Annotated in this window: 14 protein-coding genes and 1 pseudogene; 9 read left to right on the forward strand and 6 right to left on the reverse strand. The window is 60.9% G+C overall.

From position 1 onward, the window contains the following. Window positions 1–41 precede the first annotated feature (41 nt). Both C4J87_RS20205 and C4J87_RS20210 read left to right on the forward strand, forming a co-directional pair. Window positions 42–2,078, forward strand: coding sequence for an ATP-binding protein (locus tag C4J87_RS20205; RefSeq protein ID WP_124368172.1), 2,037 nt, complete (start codon window positions 42–44; stop codon window positions 2,076–2,078). Window positions 2,079–2,080: 2 nt separating this feature from the next. Beyond that, window positions 2,081–2,659 carry a cob(I)yrinic acid a,c-diamide adenosyltransferase gene (locus C4J87_RS20210; protein ID WP_124368173.1) on the forward strand — a complete coding sequence of 193 codons (579 nt, stop codon included), beginning with the start codon at window positions 2,081–2,083 and terminating at the stop codon, window positions 2,657–2,659. A 137-nt stretch (window positions 2,660–2,796) separates the two neighbouring features. On the opposite strand, the gene C4J87_RS20220 is transcribed toward C4J87_RS20210, so the two are convergent. From C4J87_RS20220 to secA, 3 genes are all read right to left on the reverse strand, one after another. Then, entirely contained in the window at window positions 2,797–3,741 is a 945-nt protein-coding gene (locus tag C4J87_RS20220) for a Nudix family hydrolase (RefSeq protein WP_124368174.1), read from the reverse strand. 19 nt (window positions 3,742–3,760) lie between these two features. Beyond that, window positions 3,761–4,978, reverse strand: coding sequence for a bifunctional glutamate N-acetyltransferase/amino-acid acetyltransferase ArgJ (gene argJ / locus C4J87_RS20225; protein ID WP_124368175.1), 1,218 nt, complete (start codon window positions 4,976–4,978; stop codon window positions 3,761–3,763). Between the two features lie 120 nt (window positions 4,979–5,098). After that, window positions 5,099–7,834 carry a preprotein translocase subunit SecA gene (gene secA, locus C4J87_RS20230; RefSeq protein ID WP_124368176.1) on the reverse strand — a complete coding sequence of 912 codons (2,736 nt, stop codon included), beginning with the start codon at window positions 7,832–7,834 and terminating at the stop codon, window positions 5,099–5,101. 305 nt (window positions 7,835–8,139) lie between these two features. Here secA and C4J87_RS20235 point away from each other — a divergent pair, with 305 nt between their 5' ends. Continuing rightward, window positions 8,140–8,595 (forward strand): DUF721 domain-containing protein, encoded by a 456-nt coding sequence (locus tag C4J87_RS20235; RefSeq protein WP_124368177.1) that lies wholly within the window; start codon window positions 8,140–8,142, stop codon window positions 8,593–8,595. A gap of 3 nt (window positions 8,596–8,598) precedes the next feature. On the opposite strand, the gene C4J87_RS20240 is transcribed toward C4J87_RS20235, so the two are convergent. Next, window positions 8,599–10,077: a helicase HerA-like domain-containing protein gene (locus C4J87_RS20240; protein WP_124368178.1), complete on the reverse strand. Its 1,479-nt coding sequence runs from the start codon at window positions 10,075–10,077 to the stop codon at window positions 8,599–8,601. A gap of 205 nt (window positions 10,078–10,282) precedes the next feature. Between C4J87_RS20240 and C4J87_RS26735 the strand changes: the two are divergent. The 5 genes and pseudogenes from C4J87_RS26735 to C4J87_RS20260 all read left to right on the forward strand — a co-directional run. Continuing rightward, window positions 10,283–11,314 (forward strand): annotated as a pseudogene (locus C4J87_RS26735) (cache domain-containing protein); the annotation flags it as partial. A gap of 93 nt (window positions 11,315–11,407) precedes the next feature. Further along, complete coding sequence (locus tag C4J87_RS26740; RefSeq protein ID WP_372237509.1) at window positions 11,408–12,172, forward strand: methyl-accepting chemotaxis protein; 765 nt, start codon at window positions 11,408–11,410, stop codon at window positions 12,170–12,172. Window positions 12,173–12,280: 108 nt separating this feature from the next. After that, complete coding sequence (locus tag C4J87_RS20250) at window positions 12,281–13,393, forward strand: glycosyltransferase family 1 protein (RefSeq protein WP_164487692.1); 1,113 nt, start codon at window positions 12,281–12,283, stop codon at window positions 13,391–13,393. Next, window positions 13,386–14,138, forward strand: a complete 753-nt coding sequence (locus C4J87_RS20255) for a DUF2334 domain-containing protein (protein WP_124368181.1) — start codon at window positions 13,386–13,388, stop codon at window positions 14,136–14,138. Before C4J87_RS20250 ends, C4J87_RS20255 begins: the two co-directional genes overlap by 8 nt. Then, complete coding sequence (locus C4J87_RS20260; RefSeq protein ID WP_124368182.1) at window positions 14,126–15,235, forward strand: lysylphosphatidylglycerol synthase transmembrane domain-containing protein; 1,110 nt, start codon at window positions 14,126–14,128, stop codon at window positions 15,233–15,235. The genes C4J87_RS20255 and C4J87_RS20260 overlap by 13 nt, the downstream gene beginning before the upstream one ends. A gap of 115 nt (window positions 15,236–15,350) precedes the next feature. Here the strand turns inward: C4J87_RS20260 and purU are convergent, their stop codons facing one another. Further along, window positions 15,351–16,199 carry a formyltetrahydrofolate deformylase gene (gene purU / locus C4J87_RS20265; RefSeq protein WP_019821236.1) on the reverse strand — a complete coding sequence of 283 codons (849 nt, stop codon included), beginning with the start codon at window positions 16,197–16,199 and terminating at the stop codon, window positions 15,351–15,353. A gap of 346 nt (window positions 16,200–16,545) precedes the next feature. Between purU and mvaT the strand changes: the two genes are divergently transcribed. Beyond that, window positions 16,546–16,920, forward strand: coding sequence for a histone-like nucleoid-structuring protein MvaT (gene mvaT, locus C4J87_RS20270; protein WP_003175830.1), 375 nt, complete (start codon window positions 16,546–16,548; stop codon window positions 16,918–16,920). Between the two features lie 90 nt (window positions 16,921–17,010). Here the strand turns inward: mvaT and sbcB are convergent, their stop codons facing one another. Further along, entirely contained in the window at window positions 17,011–18,438 is a 1,428-nt protein-coding gene (sbcB, locus tag C4J87_RS20275) for an exodeoxyribonuclease I (protein ID WP_124368183.1), read from the reverse strand. Window positions 18,439–18,591: the final 153 nt, after the last annotated feature.

Genomic DNA, 18,591 nt, shown 5'->3' on the forward strand with positions numbered 1-18,591 from the left:
CGCGCTACCCTGCCGTATGTCTATTGCCTGCGAAAAACCTGATGCCACTGCGCCAGCGTCTTGAAAACCTACCAGTAGGGCAGAAACTGCTGGCCGCCCTGCTGGTACTGCTGACCACCGTGTTGCTGGTGGCCAACCTGACCTTTATCAGCGCCGCCTACTGGATCTCCCAGGAAAGCATGGCGCCCCAGGCCTTGCAGGCCATCGGTCGGCTGGTGTCCAACCCGGCACTCGCGGCTGAAGCCCTGCAATCCCCGGCCAAGGCCAACGCGCTGCTCAATGAGCTGACCAGTTATTCACCGCTGCGCGCCGCCGCCCTGTACGACGGCGAAGGCAATCGCCTGGCGCAGATGCAACACGGCGACCGCCTGCACCTGCCCGACAACTACCGGCATATCGAGGCCTGGCGTCTCACCGAATTTCGCAGCAACCAGGTCATCACCCTGCCCCGCACCGACCAGCCTTCGGGGCATTTGCTGCTGGTGGCCAGCAGCGAGCTTCCGGTGGCGTTCTATACCGGCACCCTCACCGCAAGCCTGGGCATCCTGATTTTCAGTGTGTTGCTGTGGCTGGTCATCGCCCGGCAGATCAAACGCCTGATCACCCGGCCGATCCATGAACTCGAAGAACTGTCGCGCCAGGTGACTCGCGAAGAGAACTACGCCCTGCGCGCAGGCCCCGGCAACCACGATGAAATCGGCAGCCTGGCCGAAGCGTTCAACACCATGCTGTCGCGCATCGAGGCTCGCGAGCAGCAACTCAAGCGCGCGCGGGATGATTCCCAGGCCGCCTACGACCAGGCCCAAGGCCTGGCCGAAGAAACCCGCCATACCAACCGCAAGCTGGAACTGGAAGTGCAGGTGCGCAGCAAGATCGAGAAAAAGCTCACCGGCTTTCAGAACTACCTCAACAGCATTATCGACTCAATGCCTTCGGCGCTGATCGCCCTGGATGAACAGCTCTACGTCACCCAATGGAACCAGGAAGCCACCGCGCTTTCGGGCACGCGCCTGGATGAAGCGCTCAACCAGCCGATCTTTCTCGCATTCCAACCGCTCAAGCCGTACCTGCCGCAAATCAAGGCCACGGTGGAACAGCACACGGTGGAGCGGATCGAGCGGGTCACCTGGGTCAAGGACGACGAGCCAAAGCATTACGCCCTGACGTTCTACCCCTTGATGGGCGGTGCCGGGCGCGGCGTGGTGATCCGTATCGATGACATCACCCAGCGCCTGTCCCTGGAAGAAATGATGGTGCAATCGGAAAAAATGCTCTCGGTCGGCGGGCTGGCTGCCGGCATGGCCCACGAAATCAACAACCCGCTGGGGGCGATCCTGCACAACGTGCAGAATATCCGGCGCCGCCTGTCACCCGAGCTGCCCAAGAACCTGGAACACGCCGAGCAGGCGGGCATCGAGCTGGCGCTGGTCAATCAATACCTGCAAGCGCGCGAAGTCCCGCAGTTGCTGGATGGGATTCAACAGGCCGGCGCGCGTGCAGCGAAAATCGTCACGCACATGCTCAGCTTCAGCCGGCGCAGCAACCGGCAAATGGCCCCCTGCGATTTGCCGGCCCTGATCGACCAGGCCGTGGAGATCGCCGGTAACGATTTCGACCTGGCCATCGGTTTCGATTTCAAGGGCCAGGCGATCATCCGCCAGTTCGACCCGCAACTGGGGCCCGTGCCCGGCACAGCCAACGAACTGGAGCAGGTGCTGCTCAACCTGCTGAAAAACGCCGCCCAGGCGATTCACCTGCGTGAAGACGGCAGCGAACCGGGGCGCATCATCCTGCGCACCCGCCTCAACCCGCCCTGGGCCGAGATCCAGGTGGAAGACAACGGCATCGGCATGAGCGAAAACGTGCGCAAACGCACCTTCGAGCCGTTCTTCACCACCAAGGAGATCGGCCAGGGCACCGGGCTTGGGCTGTCGGTGTCATATTTCATCATCACCAATAACCACAAGGGCCAGATGGAAGTGCACTCCACCCTGGGCCAAGGCACCTGTTTCACTTTGCGCCTGCCACTGGCCGGCAGCCAATTGTCCCCCGCAGAACTCACCCAACTGGAGCAATGACCATGGGCTTTCGCCTGTCGAAGATCTACACCCGCACCGGTGACCAGGGCGAAACCGGCCTCGGCGACGGTCGCCGCGTGCCCAAGGATCACCCACGGGTGGAGGCCATTGGCGAGGTGGATACGCTGAACAGCCAGTTGGGGTTGTTATTGGCCAACCTGGACGAGCAGAGCGGCAAGCACCCCGAACTGAACGATGTGGTGGAGGTGCTCACACCCTGCCAGCATCGCTTGTTCGATCTGGGCGGCGAGCTGGCCATGCCGGTGTACAAGGCGTTGAATGCAGCGGAAGTGGATCGGCTGGAAGCGGCGATCGACCGCTGGAATGAAGAGGTGGGGCCACTGGAGAATTTCATCCTGCCCGGCGGCTCTGCGCTGGTCGCCCAGGCCCATGTGTGCCGCAGCCTGGCGCGCAGTGCCGAACGCCGCTGTCAGCAATTGAATGCGGTGGAGCCGTTGGAAGGGGTTGGGTTGGCGTATATCAATCGACTGTCGGATCTGCTGTTTGTAGCGGCCAGGGTGATTGCCAAGCGCCAGGGGGTTGCCGAGGTGTTGTGGCAGGCGGCGGCGAAGCCCCATTGATCGTTTTCAGGTGCCTGTTGATCGTTCCCACGCTCTGCGTGGGAATGCCGCCCGGGACGCTCCGCGTCCGCCTTTAAAGTCATGACGCAGAGCGTCACAGCATGCGTTACCACGCGGAGCGTGGGAACGATCATGCTTCAAGCTTGCGGCCAAAATGCCCGAATCCCCGCAACACCTTGCGCTCCAGCCGCCCAAGCCTGCTCCCGCTGCGCAGGCCCAACCCCGCCCAACAGAAACACCGGCTTGCTGAACCCACGGATCAGCTCGGCCGCCTGTTCCCAACCCAACGGCTGAGCCTCGGGATGAGTCTCGGTCGGCTGAACCGGCGACAGCGTGACGAAGTCCACATCCATCAACTGCGCCAGCGCCAGTTCTTCAGCGTTGTGACACGAGGCCGCCAACCAACGGTCCTTCGGCAGCGGTCGGCCCTTGCTCGCGTATTTACGCAATTGCGCCGAGGTCATGTGCCAGCCGGCCGCTGGAAAATCCCCCAGCCATTCGAACGGCCCCTTGAGCATCAACTGCGCCTTGCCCGCACACAGCCCCACGGCGTCCACGGCGAGGTCGCGGTATTTGGGGTCGTAACCGTTGGGCGCGCGCAGTTGAACCAGCTTGATGCCACCGGCGATGGCTGTTTGAAGGCCACGCAACAAGGGCCCGGTTTCCAGCTCACCGGGCGTGATCAGGTAGTCGGCAGGCAGACGCGCTGCCGCGACAATGGGCGCGTTAGCCGCCGGAAACTCATAGTTGATCAGGTCCCGCGGGGCCACCCACTCCAGAGGCTGCCCTTCGACCCCGTGGGGCTCGCCGGCAAACGCCGAGACTTCCCAGACATCCAGTAACACCTGCTTGTCCGGGTAGTCATGCTGCACCTGAATCAACGGCCGCGCCGTGGTGACCTGGATGCCCAGCTCTTCCTTCAACTCACGGGACAAGGCCGTGGCGACTGACTCGTCAGCCTCCACCTTGCCGCCGGGAAACTCCCAGAGGCCGCCTTGATGCTGGGTATCGGCGCGGCGTGCCAGCAGGATCCTGCCATCGACACCGCGGATCACCGCTGCTGCTACATGCACTCGTTTCACCGCCGATTTCCTCCGGGTTTCAGGTGCGATATTCCGCGTTGATCTTCACGTATTCGTGGGACAGGTCCGTGGTCCAGATGGTTTCGCTGCAGTCGCCGCGCCCCAACTCGATGCGGATGGTGATTTCTTCCTGCTGCATCACCGCCGAGCCCTGGGCTTCGGTGTAGGTGTCGGCGCGGGCGCCACGGCTGGCAATGCACACGTCGCCTAGGAAGACGTCGATCTTGCTTACATCCAGGTCAGGCACGCCGGCACGACCAACGGCCGCGAGGATACGGCCCCAGTTCGGGTCGGAAGCGAACAAGGCGGTCTTGATCAGCGGCGAGTGCGCCACGGTATAACCCACGTCCAGGCACTCCTGGTGGTTGGCGCCGCCGTTGACTTGTACCGTGACGAACTTGGTAGCGCCCTCGCCGTCACGCACGATGGCCTGGGCCACGTCCATGCACACCTCAAAAACCGCCTGCTTCAATGCGGCGAACAACGGGCCTTCGGTGGAGGTGATTTCCGGCAGGTTGGCCTGGCCGGTGGCGATCAGCATGCAGCAGTCGTTGGTGGACGTGTCACCGTCGATGGTGATGCGGTTGAACGACTTGTTGGCGCCGTCCAGCATCAGGCGTTGCAATACATCGCGGGAGACTTTGGCGTCGGTGGCGATATAGCCGAGCATGGTGGCCATGTTCGGACGGATCATGCCTGCGCCCTTGCTGATACCGGTCACGGTGACGGTCACGCCATCGTGCACGAACTGCCGGCTTGCGCCTTTGGGCAAGGTGTCGGTAGTCATGATGCCGGTGGCTGCAGCCGCCCAGTTATCCACAGACAGGTCATCCAGCGCGGCTTGCAGGGCGCCTTCGATTTTCTCCACCGGCAGCGGCTCACCGATCACGCCGGTGGAATACGGCAGCACCTGGCTCGCATCCACGCCGGTCAGCTGGGCCAGCTTGGCGCACGTGCGCGCAGCCGCCACCAGGCCAGGCTCGCCGGTACCGGCGTTGGCGTTGCCGGTGTTGGTCAGCAGGTAACGAATCGACCCGGCCACACGTTGCTTGGCCAGAATCACCGGCGCGGCGCAAAAAGCGTTGAGGGTGAACACACCGGCGACGGTCGAGCCTTCGGCGCAGCGCATCACCACCACATCCTTGCGCCCCGCACGCTTGATGCCGGCCGAAGCGATACCGAGTTCAAAACCGGCGACCGGGTGCAATGTGGGCAAAGGACCAAGACCAACAGCCATGTATGCGCTCCTTGAAGAGATGATGTGTGTGCCGTCGCTATCGACGGGGGATTAATGGCAAAACGCCGCGACGGCTGATGCCGGTCGCGGCGTGGGGTGTTGCAGCGTCAGGCGAAAATCTTATTCGATCTGGCCGTGGCAGTGTTTGAATTTCTTACCCGAACCGCAGTAGCACAGCTCATTGCGGCCCAGCTTCTGGTCATTGCGCACCGGGGTTTGAGCCAGAGCCACATCGACCTCTTCGCCCAACACCTCCGGTGCGTCCAGGCCCGGCGCTTCGTCGTGCTGGAACTGCATGCGCGCAGCCAGTGCCTCGGCTTCCTGGCGCAGGCGCGCTTCTTCCTCGATCGGGTCTTCGCGACGCACCTGAACGTGGGACAGCACGCGGATCGAATCGCGCTTGATCGAATCCAGCAGCTCGGAGAACAACGTGAACGACTCGCGCTTGTACTCCTGCTTCGGGTTTTTCTGGGCGTAGCCACGCAAATGGATACCGTGGCGCAGGTGGTCCATGGTCGACAGGTGGTCTTTCCACAGGTCGTCCAGCACGCGCAGCACGATTTGCTTCTCGAAGGTGCGCAAGGCTTCGGCACTCGCCTGCTCTTCTTTCTCGTTGTACGCAGCCAGCAATTCGGCCATCAGTTTTTCGCGCAGGGTTTCTTCGTACAGGTGATCGTCTTCGTCCAGCCACTGCTGAACCGGCAAGTCGACGCCAAAATCGCTCTTCAACGCGGCTTCCAGACCGGCCACATCCCACTGCTCAGGCAGCGACTGTGGCGGGATATGCGCGCTGACCGTGGCGTTGAGCACGTCCTGACGGAAGTCAGCGATGGTCTCGCCAATGTTGTCGGCGGCCAGCAACGTGTTACGCATGTGATAAATCACTTTACGTTGTTCGTTGTTGACGTCGTCGAACTCGAGCAGTTGTTTACGAATGTCGAAGTTACGCCCTTCTACCTTGCGCTGGGCCTTCTCGATGGCGTTGGTCACCATGCGGTGCTCGATCGCTTCGCCGGACTGCATGCCCAGGGCCTTCATGAAGTTCTTCACCCGATCCGAGGCAAAGATACGCATCAGGCTGTCTTCCAGGGACAGGTAGAAACGGCTGGAACCGGCATCACCCTGGCGACCGGCACGACCGCGCAACTGGTTGTCGATACGGCGCGATTCGTGACGCTCGGACGCAATCACCTGCAAACCGCCGGACTCGAGCACGGCCTGGTGGCGTTTCTGCCAGTCAGCCTTGATCTGGGCGATCTGCTCAGGGGTCGGGTTGTCGAGCGAGGCCACTTCCACTTCCCAGTTGCCGCCCAACAGGATGTCGGTACCACGACCGGCCATGTTGGTGGCGATGGTCAGGGCGCCGGGGCGACCGGCCTGGGCGATGATCTCGGCTTCTTTTTCGTGGAACTTGGCGTTGAGCACCTTGTGCTCGATGCCTTCCTTGTTGAGCAGGTTGGACACGTGCTCGGACGTCTCGATGGTCGCAGTACCCACCAGGATCGGGCGGCCCTTGGCCAGGCCGTCCTTGATGTCATTGATGATCGCCGCGTATTTCTCTTCGGCGGTCAGGAACACCAGGTCGTTATAGTCTTTACGCGCCAGGGGCTTGTTCGGCGGGATAACCACCACCGACAGGCCATAGATCTGATGGAATTCGAACGCTTCGGTGTCGGCCGTGCCGGTCATGCCGGACAGTTTGTTGTACAGACGGAAGTAGTTCTGGAACGTGGTGGACGCCAACGTCTGGCTTTCGGCCTGGATGTTGAGCATTTCCTTGGCTTCGATGGCCTGGTGCAGGCCTTCGGACAAGCGACGACCGGGCATGGTACGGCCGGTGTGTTCGTCGACCAGGACGACCTGGCCGTCCTGGACGATGTATTCGACGTTGCGGTGGAACAGCTTGTGGGCGCGCAGGCCGGCATATACGTGGGTCAGCAGGCCCAGGTTGTGAGCCGAGTACAGGCTTTCTCCTTCGGCCAGCTCACCGATCTGGGTCAGCATTTCTTCAACGAACTGGTGGCCGGCCTCGTTGAGTTCGACCTGGCGGGTCTTCTCGTCGATGGTGAAGTGGCCTTCTTTGGTCACCACGCCTTCGACTTCCTCGATGTGCTGCTCCAGGCGCGGGATCAACTTGTTGATCTCGGTGTACAGGCGCGAGCTGTCCTCGGCCTGGCCGGAGATGATCAGCGGGGTACGGGCTTCGTCGATGAGGATGGAGTCGACTTCGTCGATCACGGCAAAGTTGAGTTCGCGCTGGAATTTTTCATCCATGCTGAACGCCATGTTGTCGCGCAGATAGTCGAAACCGAATTCGTTGTTGGTACCGTAGGTAATGTCGCAAGCGTAGGCGGCGCGCTTTTCTTCGGGCGGCTGGAACGGCGTCACTACGCCGACGGTCAGGCCGAGGAATTCATACAGCGGGCGCATCCAGTTGGCATCCCGGCGAGCCAGGTAGTCGTTCACCGTCACAACGTGCACGCCCTTGCCGGACAGTGCGTTGAGGTAAACACCCAGGGTTGCCACCAGGGTCTTGCCTTCACCGGTACGCATTTCGGCAATCATGCCTTCGTGCAAGGTCATGCCGCCGATCAACTGGACGTCGAAGTGGCGCATGCCCATGACGCGCTTACCGGCTTCACGGGCGACCGCAAAGGCTTCGGGGAGCAGCTTGTCGAGGGTTTCACCTTTGGCTATGCGGGCCTTGAACTCTTCGGTCTTGGCGCGCAATTGCTCATCCGACAGGGCAACCATCTGCTCTTCGAAGGCATTGACCAGCTGCACCGTCTTGAGCATGCGTTTGACTTCGCGCTCATTCTTGCTTCCAAAAAGTTTCTTTAACAAAGGCGCAAACATATCGGCAGGTTCTTCCACACATAGGGATGGAGGGCGCACCGTGAGTGGCCCGAGCAGCCCTCACGGCCGCATGCGAACGCGCATTCTACCCGGAATCGTGGGTGAGGAAAGTGGCGTTGTTCCCCGATGCGGGCACGGCGCTGTGAGAGGGCTTGTTTAAAATAAGGGCTTTTGGCGGAACTTCAACCCATGAAAGGCAGAAGTTACTTATTGATTTCATGAGAAAAGCCCTGTCCTTGCAGGGTCTCGGGGCTCACCGGCGCTTTCTGCTAAGATGACGGCTCTGTTACTTAAGGTGTCTAGACATGGCATTTCGCCCTCTTACAGCCCGCGCTCCCGGCGTGTTGCTTCGCGAAGCCAAGCCGCTGAAAGCCATCTTTGGCCACGCGCAACGCCTGGCGCATTTGCAACGCCTGCTCGAAAGCCAGCTGCAACCGGCCGCACGCGAACATTGCCATGTGGCGTCCTGGCGTGAAGGCAACTTGCTATTAATTGTCACTGACGGGCATTGGGCCACCCGTTTGCGTTATCAGCAAAAACGCTTGCAGCGCCAATTGATGGTGTTCGATGAGTTTGCCGGCCTGACGCGCATCCAGTTCAAAGTGCAGCCGCCTACAGTGCTGCGAAGCCCGGCCGGACATACGCTGGACCTGTCGGAACAGGCAGCCGAAACCCTCCAGGCCACCGCCGAAGGGATCAGCGATCCGGGTTTGCGCGCGGCACTGGAGCGGCTGGCCGCCCATGCCAGGCCCAAATCCTGAGTCTTACTTGCGCTTGCTGCCACCCAGCAGCGAGCCCAACAAGCCACGCACCAACTGCCGCCCCATCTGATTGGCGGCCTGCTGCATGGCGGATTTCAGCGCCTTGCCTGCCGTGGTACCCAGGAACGCACCGGCTTTGTCGGTGAAGCTGGGTTCTTCGGTCGCCGGCTTGGCCTCCTCGGTCGGCCCCAATTCTTTGCGCGCCATCAGCACTTCGTAGGCTGATTCGCGGTCAATCGGCTTGTCATAACGGCCCTGCAGCGGCGAACTGGCGACCAACGCCGCACGTTCGGCCTCGGTGAGCGGCCCGATCCGCGACTGTGGCGGTGCGACCAATACGCGCTGGACCACCTCCGGCGTGCCTTTTTCCTGCAGGGTACCCACCAGCGCCTCACCGGTGCCCAACTCGGTCAGCACCGCCAAGGCATCGAATGCCGGATTGGGCCGGAAACCGTCCGCCACCGCCCGCAGGGATTTTTGCTCTTTGGTGGTGAATGCGCGCAGGCCATGCTGGATACGTAGCCCCAGCTGCGCCAGCACCGTGTCAGGCAAATCCCCCGGAGATTGAGTGACGAAGTACACCCCCACCCCTTTGGAGCGAATCAACCGCACCACCTGTTCCAAACGGTCCTGCAACGCCTTGGGCGTATCGGCGAACAACAGATGCGCCTCGTCGAAAAACAGCGCCAGCAGCGGCTTTTCGGCATCACCGCGCTCCGGCAGCTGCTCGAACAGTTCCGCCAACAGCCACAGCAGGAACGTGGCATAGACCTTCGGCGCGTCATGCACCAGGCGGCTGGCGTCCAGCAAGTGGATACGGCCGCGCCCGTCGCTGGCGGGCTGCAAAATATCCTCTAGCTGCAGGGCCGGCTCGCCAAACAGGGCTTCGGCACCCTGCTGCTCCAGCACCGCCAGGCGCCGCAACAACGCCTGGCTGGAACCGGTGGTCATCAACGCCGCGTCGTCGCCCAACAGTTCAGGGTGATAACGCAGGTGGTTGAGCAGTGCCTTGAGGTCTTTCAGGTCCAGCAGTAACAAGCCTTCACGGTCGGCTACCTTGAAGGTCGCGTACAGCGCCGACTGCTGGCTGTCGGTGAGTTCCAGCAGGCTGCCGAGCAACAACGGCCCCATTTCGCTGATAGTGGTGCGCAATGGATGACCGGACTGCCCGTGGATATCCCACAACGTAACCGGATAAGCCTTCGGTGCGTAATTAAGGAAGGGCATCCCGGCAATGCGTTCGGCGACTTTGCCCTGGGGATTGGCCGCTGCGCCCAGGCCGCACAGGTCACCCTTGATGTCGGCGGCGAATACCGCCACGCCGGCATCACTGAAGGCTTCCGCCAGGCGCTGCAAGGTGACGGTCTTGCCGGTGCCCGTGGCGCCGGCGATCAACCCATGCCGGTTGGCCAGGCGCATGGGCTGGGCGATGGGCTGGCCGTCTGGGCCGGCACCGATAAGCAGTTGTGTGGAGTCAGGCATTTCGTCACCTTTGGTTAATCTTTAATGCAGCCAGGTCGATACAGGCACTGTGAGACCCACAAAATCTAAAAACAGGACAGATATTTCCCACAGAGCCCCCTGGCGCTAGCACCAGAAGTATCACACCTTTTTTTGACGCTGCCATTTTTGCGCATCCCCTAAAGACGCGCCTCGGATATCAAGACCTTAGCGGACCCTACAAGCCATGAATAAAAACCTGCGCTTCAGCCATAAAATTTTGCTTGCAGCCTCCCTTATCGTCATCGCCGCCTTCGCGTTATTTACCCTCTATAACGACTACCTCCAGCGCAACGCGATCCGTGACGACCTCGATAACTACCTGCATGAAATGGGCGACGTCACCGCCGGCAGTATTCAGACCTGGCTCACCGGGCGCATCGCCCTGGTAGAAAATGCCGCGCAGAATATTGCCCTCAACCCCGAACCATCGGTGGTTGCCAGCCTGCTGGAACAGAAAGCGCTGACATCGTCGTTCATGGCAACCTACGTCGGCGACAGCCAGGGCACCTTCACCATCCGCCCTGACACCAAGATGCCCGACGGTTTCGACCCGCGCGTTCGCCCCTGGTACAAAGGCGCCCAGACCAGCAACGGCTCGACCTTGACCGAGCCCTATATCGACGCGGCAACGGGGCAACTGATTATTTCCATCGCCACTCCGAGTGCCAAGGCCGGCCAGAGCATCGGCGTGGTGGGCGGCGATCTGAGCCTGCAAACCCTGGTGGACAACATTGGCGCGCTGGATTTCGGCGGCATGGGTTACGCATTTCTGGTCAGCGCCGACGGCAAAGTACTGGTGCACCCGGACAAGGCCCTGGTGATGAAGACTCTGGCTGACGTGTACCCGAAAGACACACCGAAGATCAGCGCTGCCTTCAGCGAAGTGCAGGCCAATGGCAAGACCAATATCGTCACGTTCACCCCGATCAAGGGCCTGCCTTCGGTGAACTGGTACCTGGGTATTTCGGTGGATAAAGCCAAGTCGTTCGCCATGCTCAGTGAATTCCGCACCTCGGCGGTCATCGCTACCATCATCGCCGTGGTGATCATCATCGCCTTGCTGGGCATGTTGATCCGCGTGTTGCTGCAACCGCTGCACGTGATGACCCGGGCCATGCAGGACATCGCCGACGGCGAAGGCGACCTGACCCGACGCCTGACCATCCAGAACAACGACGAGTTCGGCACCTTGGGTACTGCGTTCAACCGTTTCGTAGAGCGCATTCATACCTCGATCCGCGAAGTGTCGTCGGCTACCGAGCAAGTCAATGAAGTGGCACTGCGGGTGGTCAGCGCATCCAACTCGTCGATGGTCAATTCAGACGAACAGGCCAACCGCACCAACAGCGTCGCCGCTGCCATCAACCAACTGGGCGCCGCTGCCCAGGAAATCGCCCGCAACGCCGCGCAAGCCTCCAATCAGGCCAGTGATGCACGGCATTTGGCCGAAGACGGCCAGCAGGTGGTAGAGCGCAATATCAAGGCAATGACCCAGCTGTCGACCATGATCAGCGCCTCCAGCACCAATATCGAGGCGCTGAACAGCAAGACGGTGAATATCGGCCAGATTCTTGAAGTGATCACCAGTATTTCCCAGCAAACCAACTTGCTCGCGCTCAACGCTGCCATCGAAGCCGCGCGTGCCGGTGAGGCCGGCCGCGGCTTCGCGGTGGTGGCCGATGAAGTGCGCAATCTGGCGCATCGCACCCAGGAATCGGCGCAACAGGTGCAGAAGATGATCGAGGAGTTGCAAGTCGGCGCCCGGGATTCGGTGAGCACCATGAGTGAAAGCCAGCGCCACAGCCAGGACAGCCTGGAGATCGCCAACCTGGCCGGCGAGCGCTTGAACAGTGTGACTCAGCGCATTGGCGAGATCGACGGCATGAACCAGTCCGTGGCCACCGCCACCGAGGAGCAGACCTCGGTGGTGGAGTCGATCAATATGGACATCACCGAAATCAACACCCTCAACCAGGAAGGCGTGGAAAACCTGCAATCGACTCTGCGCGCCTGCTCGGACCTCGAACGGCAAGCCGCACGCTTGAAGCAAATGGTGGGCAGCTTCCGCATCTGAGGCGAATGTGGGAGGGGGCCTGCGCTCTCCCACAGCCAATCCCGATCGAACATCTATCCTTAGCTCAGGTCCACGTTAAGAGAGCAATGGATCGGAGGGATGTTCATCGTGCATATCGCTGACATAACCATGTTCTACGCCCCGGCCAGCGGTGGCGTACGCACTTATCTGGACGCCAAGCACCGGCGCCTGGCGCTCAAGCCCGGGATTCGCCACAGCCTGTTGGTGCCTGGCGCCCATTTGAGCGAGCGGGACGGGATTTTCGAGGTGCCGGCGCCACCGCTACCCTTCGGCAAGGGTTATCGCTTCCCCCTGCGCTTGGCTCCTTGGCGAAATGTCCTGCACGATTTACAGCCTGATCTGATCGAAGTCGGCGATCCGTACCTGACCGCCTGGGCCGCCCTCGACGCACGGCGCCAGCTGGATGTGCCAGTCATCGGTTTTTACCACTCCGATCTACCGCTGCTGGTGCGTAACCGCATGGGCGCCTGGTTTACCCCCAACGTCGAAGCCTATGTCAGCAAACTCTATGGGAATTTTGACCGAGTACTGGCCCCCAGCCAGGTGATGGCCGATAAACTTACCGGGCTTGGGGTGAAAAACGTCTTCGTACAACCCCTGGGCGTCGACCTGCAAACCTTCAATCCCGCCGTACGCGACCCCGGCCTGCGCGCCGAACTGGGGATTGCTGAAGACACCCGGCTACTGATTTTCGCCGGGCGTGGTTCCAAGGAGAAAAACCTGCCGGTGCTGCTCAATTGCATGAAACGCCTGGGCGAGGGTTACCACTTGTTGCTGGTGGGCTCCGGCATGCCGGCCAGCGTGCCGGACAACGTCACCGTCGTCGATGGCTTCGTCCCGGCCAATCATGTTGCCCGCTTGATGGCCAGCGCCGACGCGTTGCTGCACGGCGGCGACCAGGAAACCTTCGGCCTGGTGATTCTGGAAGCCATGGCCTGTGGCATCCCGGTGGTCGCCGTTGCGGCGGGCGCTTTCACTGAGATCGTCGACGAGCGCTGTGGCCTGCTCTGCGCGCCCAACAACCCCAAGGCGATGGCCGATGCGGTACGCGAACTGTTTGGCGCCGACAGTCGCCGCCTCGGGGAACAGGCTCGGCGCCATGTCGAACAGCAGTACGCGTGGGATGCGGTGGTGGACAGCCTTTTAGGGCACTACCACGCCGTGCTGGGCACGCACAAACCGATGCTCGCCCATGGCTGAACGTTCGGTCATGCTGGTGCTGCACGATGTGGCGCCGAACACCTGGGCCGATTACCGGCCTTTTGTCGAGGCCGTCGATGCCATCGGCAATGTGCCTATCACTTGGCTGGTCGTCCCGGACTTCCATCACCATAACGCCCTGGGCGCCCACGTTGACTTCCGGCGCCTGCTTGATAGCCGCGTAGCCAGAGGCGATGAACTGACCTTGCACGGTTACTACCACTGCGACGAACAACCCCGGCCGCGCACGCCAAAAGAATGGTTCATGCGGCGCATCTATACCCATGAGGGCGAGTTCTACCAGTTGTCGGAGCCCGAGGCGTTGCAGCGCCTGAGTGACGGCATTGAGATATTCCAGCGCAATGATTGGCCGCTGCAAGGGTTCGTCGCACCCGCCTGGTTGATGAGCGAAGGCACCCGGCTGGCGCTGCGCCAGTTACCGCTCGGCTATACCAGCGACCCGCAGCATTTGTATCGGCTGCCTGACTTCACGCGAATTCATGCTCCGGGCCTGGTGTGGAGCGCGCGCAGTGCGTGGCGCCGGGGCCTGTCCAAAGTGCTCAGCGACCGCCGCGAACAGCGCTGGCAGGCGGCCCCGGTGATTCGGCTCGGCTTGCACCCCGTGGACATGCGCCACGGGTTTTCCCGTCATTATTGGCTGCAAACCCTGCAGCGCCTGCTCGACGACGGACGCACGCCACGGACCAAGGCCGCCTGGCTGTCGACGCTGCCATGCGCCGACTGATCTGGCTGGTGCTGGCGCTGATAGTCGCGCTGGTGATTCCCGTGTGGCTGGGTGGCGGCGAAACCGTTGCGCGCCTGCGGCAGTTCCCCCTGCCCCAGTTACTGGCGATGTTTGCCATGATCATCGGCTGCTGGTTGATCAACAGCCTGCGCCTGCGCTTGTTGCTTGGCGAACAGCGCGGCCGGTTGGGATGGCGTAAAAGCCTGGGCGTCGTGATATCGACCGAGTTCGCGATGTGTGCGACGCCTGGGGGCAGCGGCGGGCCACTGACGTTGATGGGCCTGCTGGCACGCAATGGCATACGACCCGCCCACGGCAGCGCGGTGTTCGCCATGGACCAACTGAGCGACTTGCTGTTTTTTCTCTGCGCACTGGTGGGCATCGTGCTGTATGCGCTGTTCCACAGCCTCAGCCCGCGCCTGGAATGGCTGCTGGGGCTCAGTGCCGTGTCGATGGTGGGTGGCGTCGTCGTTGGCCTGCTGGTGGTGCGCTTTCATCGTCGGCTGATTCGCCTGGCCGGGTTGGCACTCAAAGCCTTGCACGTGCGTGTCAGCACCCGTCGGCGCTGGGCTCGCCGGTTGCTGCGCTTCCTCGCGGCATTCAGCCAAACCCTGAAATTGCCTTGGCACACGCTGCTCGGGGTGTTTGCGCTGACCAGCCTGCATTGGCTATTACGCTATAGCGTGTTGTACCTGGCGCTGCGCGGCCTGGGGGGTGACGTGCAGTGGGCCTGGAGTTTCTTGATCCAGATGCTGTCGTTGACCGCAGGGCAATTCAGCCTGTTGCCAGGCGGGGCCGGGGCGGCGGAGTTGACGTCGGCGGCATTGCTGGCGCCCATGGTGGGCAAATCCACGGCGGCGGCGGCGATTCTGATCTGGCGGGCAGTGACCTACTACTTCTATCTGCTGGCCGGTGCGCCAGTGTTTTTGCTGATGGTGGGCAAACCGCTGCTCAAACGTCTTTTTCAGGGGCCTCGGGCGGCTTCTCAGGCGCCTGTAACTGCTCCCACAACTGGGCAGCGCCAGGAAAGTCAGTACCATCATCGGCACCCAGCGCGTCCGGGTCGTAGCGACTCAGACACCCCTCGCCCAGGGTAGCCGGTGGCCTGGAAGTCGCCTTATCGAGTGGGTCGGTCATGGTCGCGTCCTGAAATAAAAAGGGCCCGGAGAGTTTTACTCCCGGGCCCCCGCTTATTCAATCAACAAGCGTCGATCAGAACACCACGGTCTTGTTGCCGTGCACCAACACGCGATCTTCCAGGTGATAACGCAGGCCGCGCGCCAGCACCATCTTCTCGACGTCACGCCCGAAACGCACCATGTCTTCGATGCTGTCGCTGTGGCTGACGCGTACCACGTCCTGCTCGATGATCGGACCGGCGTCCAGCTCCTCGGTAACGTAGTGGCAGGTCGCGCCGATCAGTTTCACGCCGCGCAGGGAGGCCTGGTGATAAGGCTTGGCCCCCACGAACGAAGGCAGGAAGCTGTGGTGAATGTTGATCACCTTACCGGCATATTCGCGGCACAGTTCCGGCGGCAGGATCTGCATGTAGCGCGCCAGCACTACCACATCGGCGTCGTGCTGCTTGACCAGGCGCGACACCTCGGCGAACGCCGGTTCCTTGTCCTGCGGGTTGACCGGCACGTGGTAATACGGGATGCCGTGCCATTCGACCATGCTGCGCAGGTCATCATGGTTGGAGATCACACAGGCGATCTCGCAATCGAGCTCATCGCTGTGCCAGCGGTGCAGAAGGTCCGCCAGGCAGTGGGATTCACGGCTGGCCATCAGGACGACACGTTTTTTCTGCTCCGTGTCGGTGATGTGCCAGGTCATCGAAAACTCCTCGGCAATCGGCGCAAACGCCTCACGAAAGGCTTCCAGACCAAAAGGCAGTGTATCGGCACGAATTTCGTGACGCATGAAGAACCAGCCGCTGAGATCATCCGAGTGATGGCTCGCCTCGGTGATCCAACCGTTATGAGAGGCCAGAAAGTTACTGACCTTGGCAACGATGCCAACCCGGTCCGGGCAAGCAATCACCAGCCGAAAAGTGCGCATTAGGGGGAAACTCCAGAACTTCGCAAAGGCCGCCATTCTAGCGATTGCGCAGAAAAACTGCAGTACTCCTTGCGGCTTATTCTGAGTCCCGGCCGTGGCAACAGCCCTTAATAGCGTAAGGTTTTACCACCGCTATATGTACGTGCACGGCTAAGCTCGGCACTTAGCCGCATTAAGCTGATTATTCTCAGCCACTCACCTGATAATTAACTCGACTGCAGCGCATTGCCACAAACATTCAATGTAATTCACATAAATAGCTGCTTAAATGTTTACTTGGTGAAATTGCCTGACTATTATTGGGCCACTCACCCTGTCAATCAGCGTTCTACATAAGGTAGTCCACATGTCCCTGATCAACGAATACCGCGCCACCGAAGAAGCTATCAAAGAGCTGCAAGCCCGTTTGAAGAACCTGTCGCAAGACGACAAGCTGAAAACCGAGCTGGAATTCGAAGGCAAACTGCGCACCCTGATGGGCGAATACTCCAAATCCCTGCGTGACATCATCGCACTGCTGGATCCGGAATCGAAAGTTAAAGCACCTCGCGGCGCTGTGAAAACTACCGGCACCAAACGTGCTCGCAAGGTCAAGCAATACAAAAACCCGCACAACGGTGAAGTGATTGAAACCAAAGGTGGCAACCACAAGACTCTGAAAGAGTGGAAAGCCAAGTGGGGCGGTGACGTGGTTGAAGGTTGGGCGACCCTGCTGGGCTAAGCCTGGTCGGATCCACACCCGATACGCGACACATTAAAAACGCCAGCTTGCTGGCGTTTTTTATTGTCTGGATGTTTTGCAGTTATGCAGCTACAGACTCAGGCGAGCGGCTAAAGAGTCGGCATAGTCTTGCCATTCACCCAGTACCTGGCACTGAAACGCTGTCGCATTGTTTTGCAACTCCTGGCGCGCCGCCTTAAATGCCGACAGGGTATTGGGTGCGCCCCACACCGGGTCTGACAAACGTTGCTGACAGAAAAGTCTCCAGCGCTGTTGTTCCTCATTGTTCAAGGTTTCAGGAAAGTTACGCGCGCGGTAGCGAAATAATAATTCCGGCAACCGATGATCATCGAAAGGCCATTGCTGACGCCCTAGTTGCAGCGGCTCTGCCAGGCGAACTTGTTCACATAAGCGTCGGTCACGGTCGCCGATAAAACCCTCGTAGAGCTGCTGCTCCGGATCGGCATTCGGCGCAAATTCCTCCTCGGCGTAAACGCTCGCCAACTTGTCACGCCAAACTTCCTGTGCGTCAGTTAGTCGCAGCGCCCGCGCCTGATAAACGTCCATATCCAATTGCAGGCGCTCGCGATCTTGCGCGCGCAGCACCTTCAAGGGCGCGACGACCGGGCAGCGGTTGATGTGCAGCAACTTCAGGGGTACCAGCAGCTCACCTTCCGCCAGTTCTTCACGCCGCGTATATAGGCGCTTGCGCAACGTGTCGGCATCCAGTTCCAGCAGGCCCTGCGGGTCGAGCCCCAGGTCACAGACAATCAATGCATTGCGATTGCGCGGATGCCAAGCCAGAGGCAACACCACGCCCAAGTAATGCCGCTCGGCGCTGAAGCGTCCGGAAATGTGCACCAGCGGCTGCAGCAATCGCACCTGGTCCATCACCCGTTGCTTGCTGCGCAGCTGGAACAGCCATTCATACAGTTTGGGTTGTTTGTCCCGCACCAATCGCGCCAGGGCAATGGTTGCGCGCACGTCAGACAATGCATCGTGGGCCTGGCCGTGGTCGATGCCATTGGCTTGGGTCAGGCGCTCGAGCTTGAGCGTCACGCGCCCGTCCTGCTCGGGCCACACAATCCCTTCCGGGCGCAGGGCATAGGCGGTACGCATCACATCGATCAGGTCCCAGCGGCTGTTGCCGCCTTGCCATTCGCGCGCGTAAGGGTCGAAAAAGTTGCGATACAGACTGTAGCGCGTCATTTCATCGTCAAATCGCAGGGTGTTATAACCCGCCCCGCACGTACCGGGGGCAGACAGTTCGGCATGCACCCGCGTCATGAAATCCGCTTCGGCAAGGCCCTTCTGCGCCAGGACCTGCGGCGTGATACCGGTGATCGCACACGCCGCCGGGTGGGGCAGGATATCGTCGGCGGGCTGGCAATAAAGATTGATCGGCGGACCGACCTCGTTGAGCTCGAGGTCGGTACGAATGCCGGCCACCTGCAGCGGGCGATCGCTGCGTGGGTTGATCCCGGTGGTTTCGTAGTCGTACCAGAAAATGGAGGTCACGGGCTGTTCCTGTGCTGAAGACCGGCAAAGTCTAGGCGCTGCAAGGTGTCAGGGGCCAGCGATACCTTACTGGACAAACATCCAGCAAAAGCTTGAAGGGTTGCTTCCAGCCTCGACACTGCTAGCATCCGTCTCTCTCAGTCGCTTTGCACT

The sequence above is a fragment of the Pseudomonas sp. R1-43-08 genome (assembly GCF_003852255.1).
Taxonomy (GTDB): domain Bacteria; phylum Pseudomonadota; class Gammaproteobacteria; order Pseudomonadales; family Pseudomonadaceae; genus Aquipseudomonas.

Excerpts from the sequence above, each read along its gene's own strand:
- mvaT (WP_003175830.1), top strand. The coding sequence starts at position 16,546 with ATGTCCCTGATCAACGAATACCGCGCCACCGAAGAAGCTATCAAAGAG.
- C4J87_RS20240 (WP_124368178.1), bottom strand. The coding sequence starts at position 10,077 with ATGCCTGACTCCACACAACTGCTTATCGGTGCCGGCCCAGACGGCCAG.
- purU (WP_019821236.1), bottom strand. The coding sequence starts at position 16,199 with ATGCGCACTTTTCGGCTGGTGATTGCTTGCCCGGACCGGGTTGGCATC.
- C4J87_RS20210 (WP_124368173.1), top strand. The coding sequence starts at position 2,081 with ATGGGCTTTCGCCTGTCGAAGATCTACACCCGCACCGGTGACCAGGGC.
- secA (WP_124368176.1), bottom strand. The coding sequence starts at position 7,834 with ATGTTTGCGCCTTTGTTAAAGAAACTTTTTGGAAGCAAGAATGAGCGC.
- C4J87_RS20235 (WP_124368177.1), top strand. The coding sequence starts at position 8,140 with ATGGCATTTCGCCCTCTTACAGCCCGCGCTCCCGGCGTGTTGCTTCGC.
- argJ (WP_124368175.1), bottom strand. The coding sequence starts at position 4,978 with ATGGCTGTTGGTCTTGGTCCTTTGCCCACATTGCACCCGGTCGCCGGT.
- C4J87_RS20255 (WP_124368181.1), top strand. The coding sequence starts at position 13,386 with ATGGCTGAACGTTCGGTCATGCTGGTGCTGCACGATGTGGCGCCGAAC.
- C4J87_RS20205 (WP_124368172.1), top strand. The coding sequence starts at position 42 with ATGCCACTGCGCCAGCGTCTTGAAAACCTACCAGTAGGGCAGAAACTG.
- C4J87_RS26740 (WP_372237509.1), top strand. The coding sequence starts at position 11,408 with ATGGTCAATTCAGACGAACAGGCCAACCGCACCAACAGCGTCGCCGCT.
- C4J87_RS20260 (WP_124368182.1), top strand. The coding sequence starts at position 14,126 with ATGCGCCGACTGATCTGGCTGGTGCTGGCGCTGATAGTCGCGCTGGTG.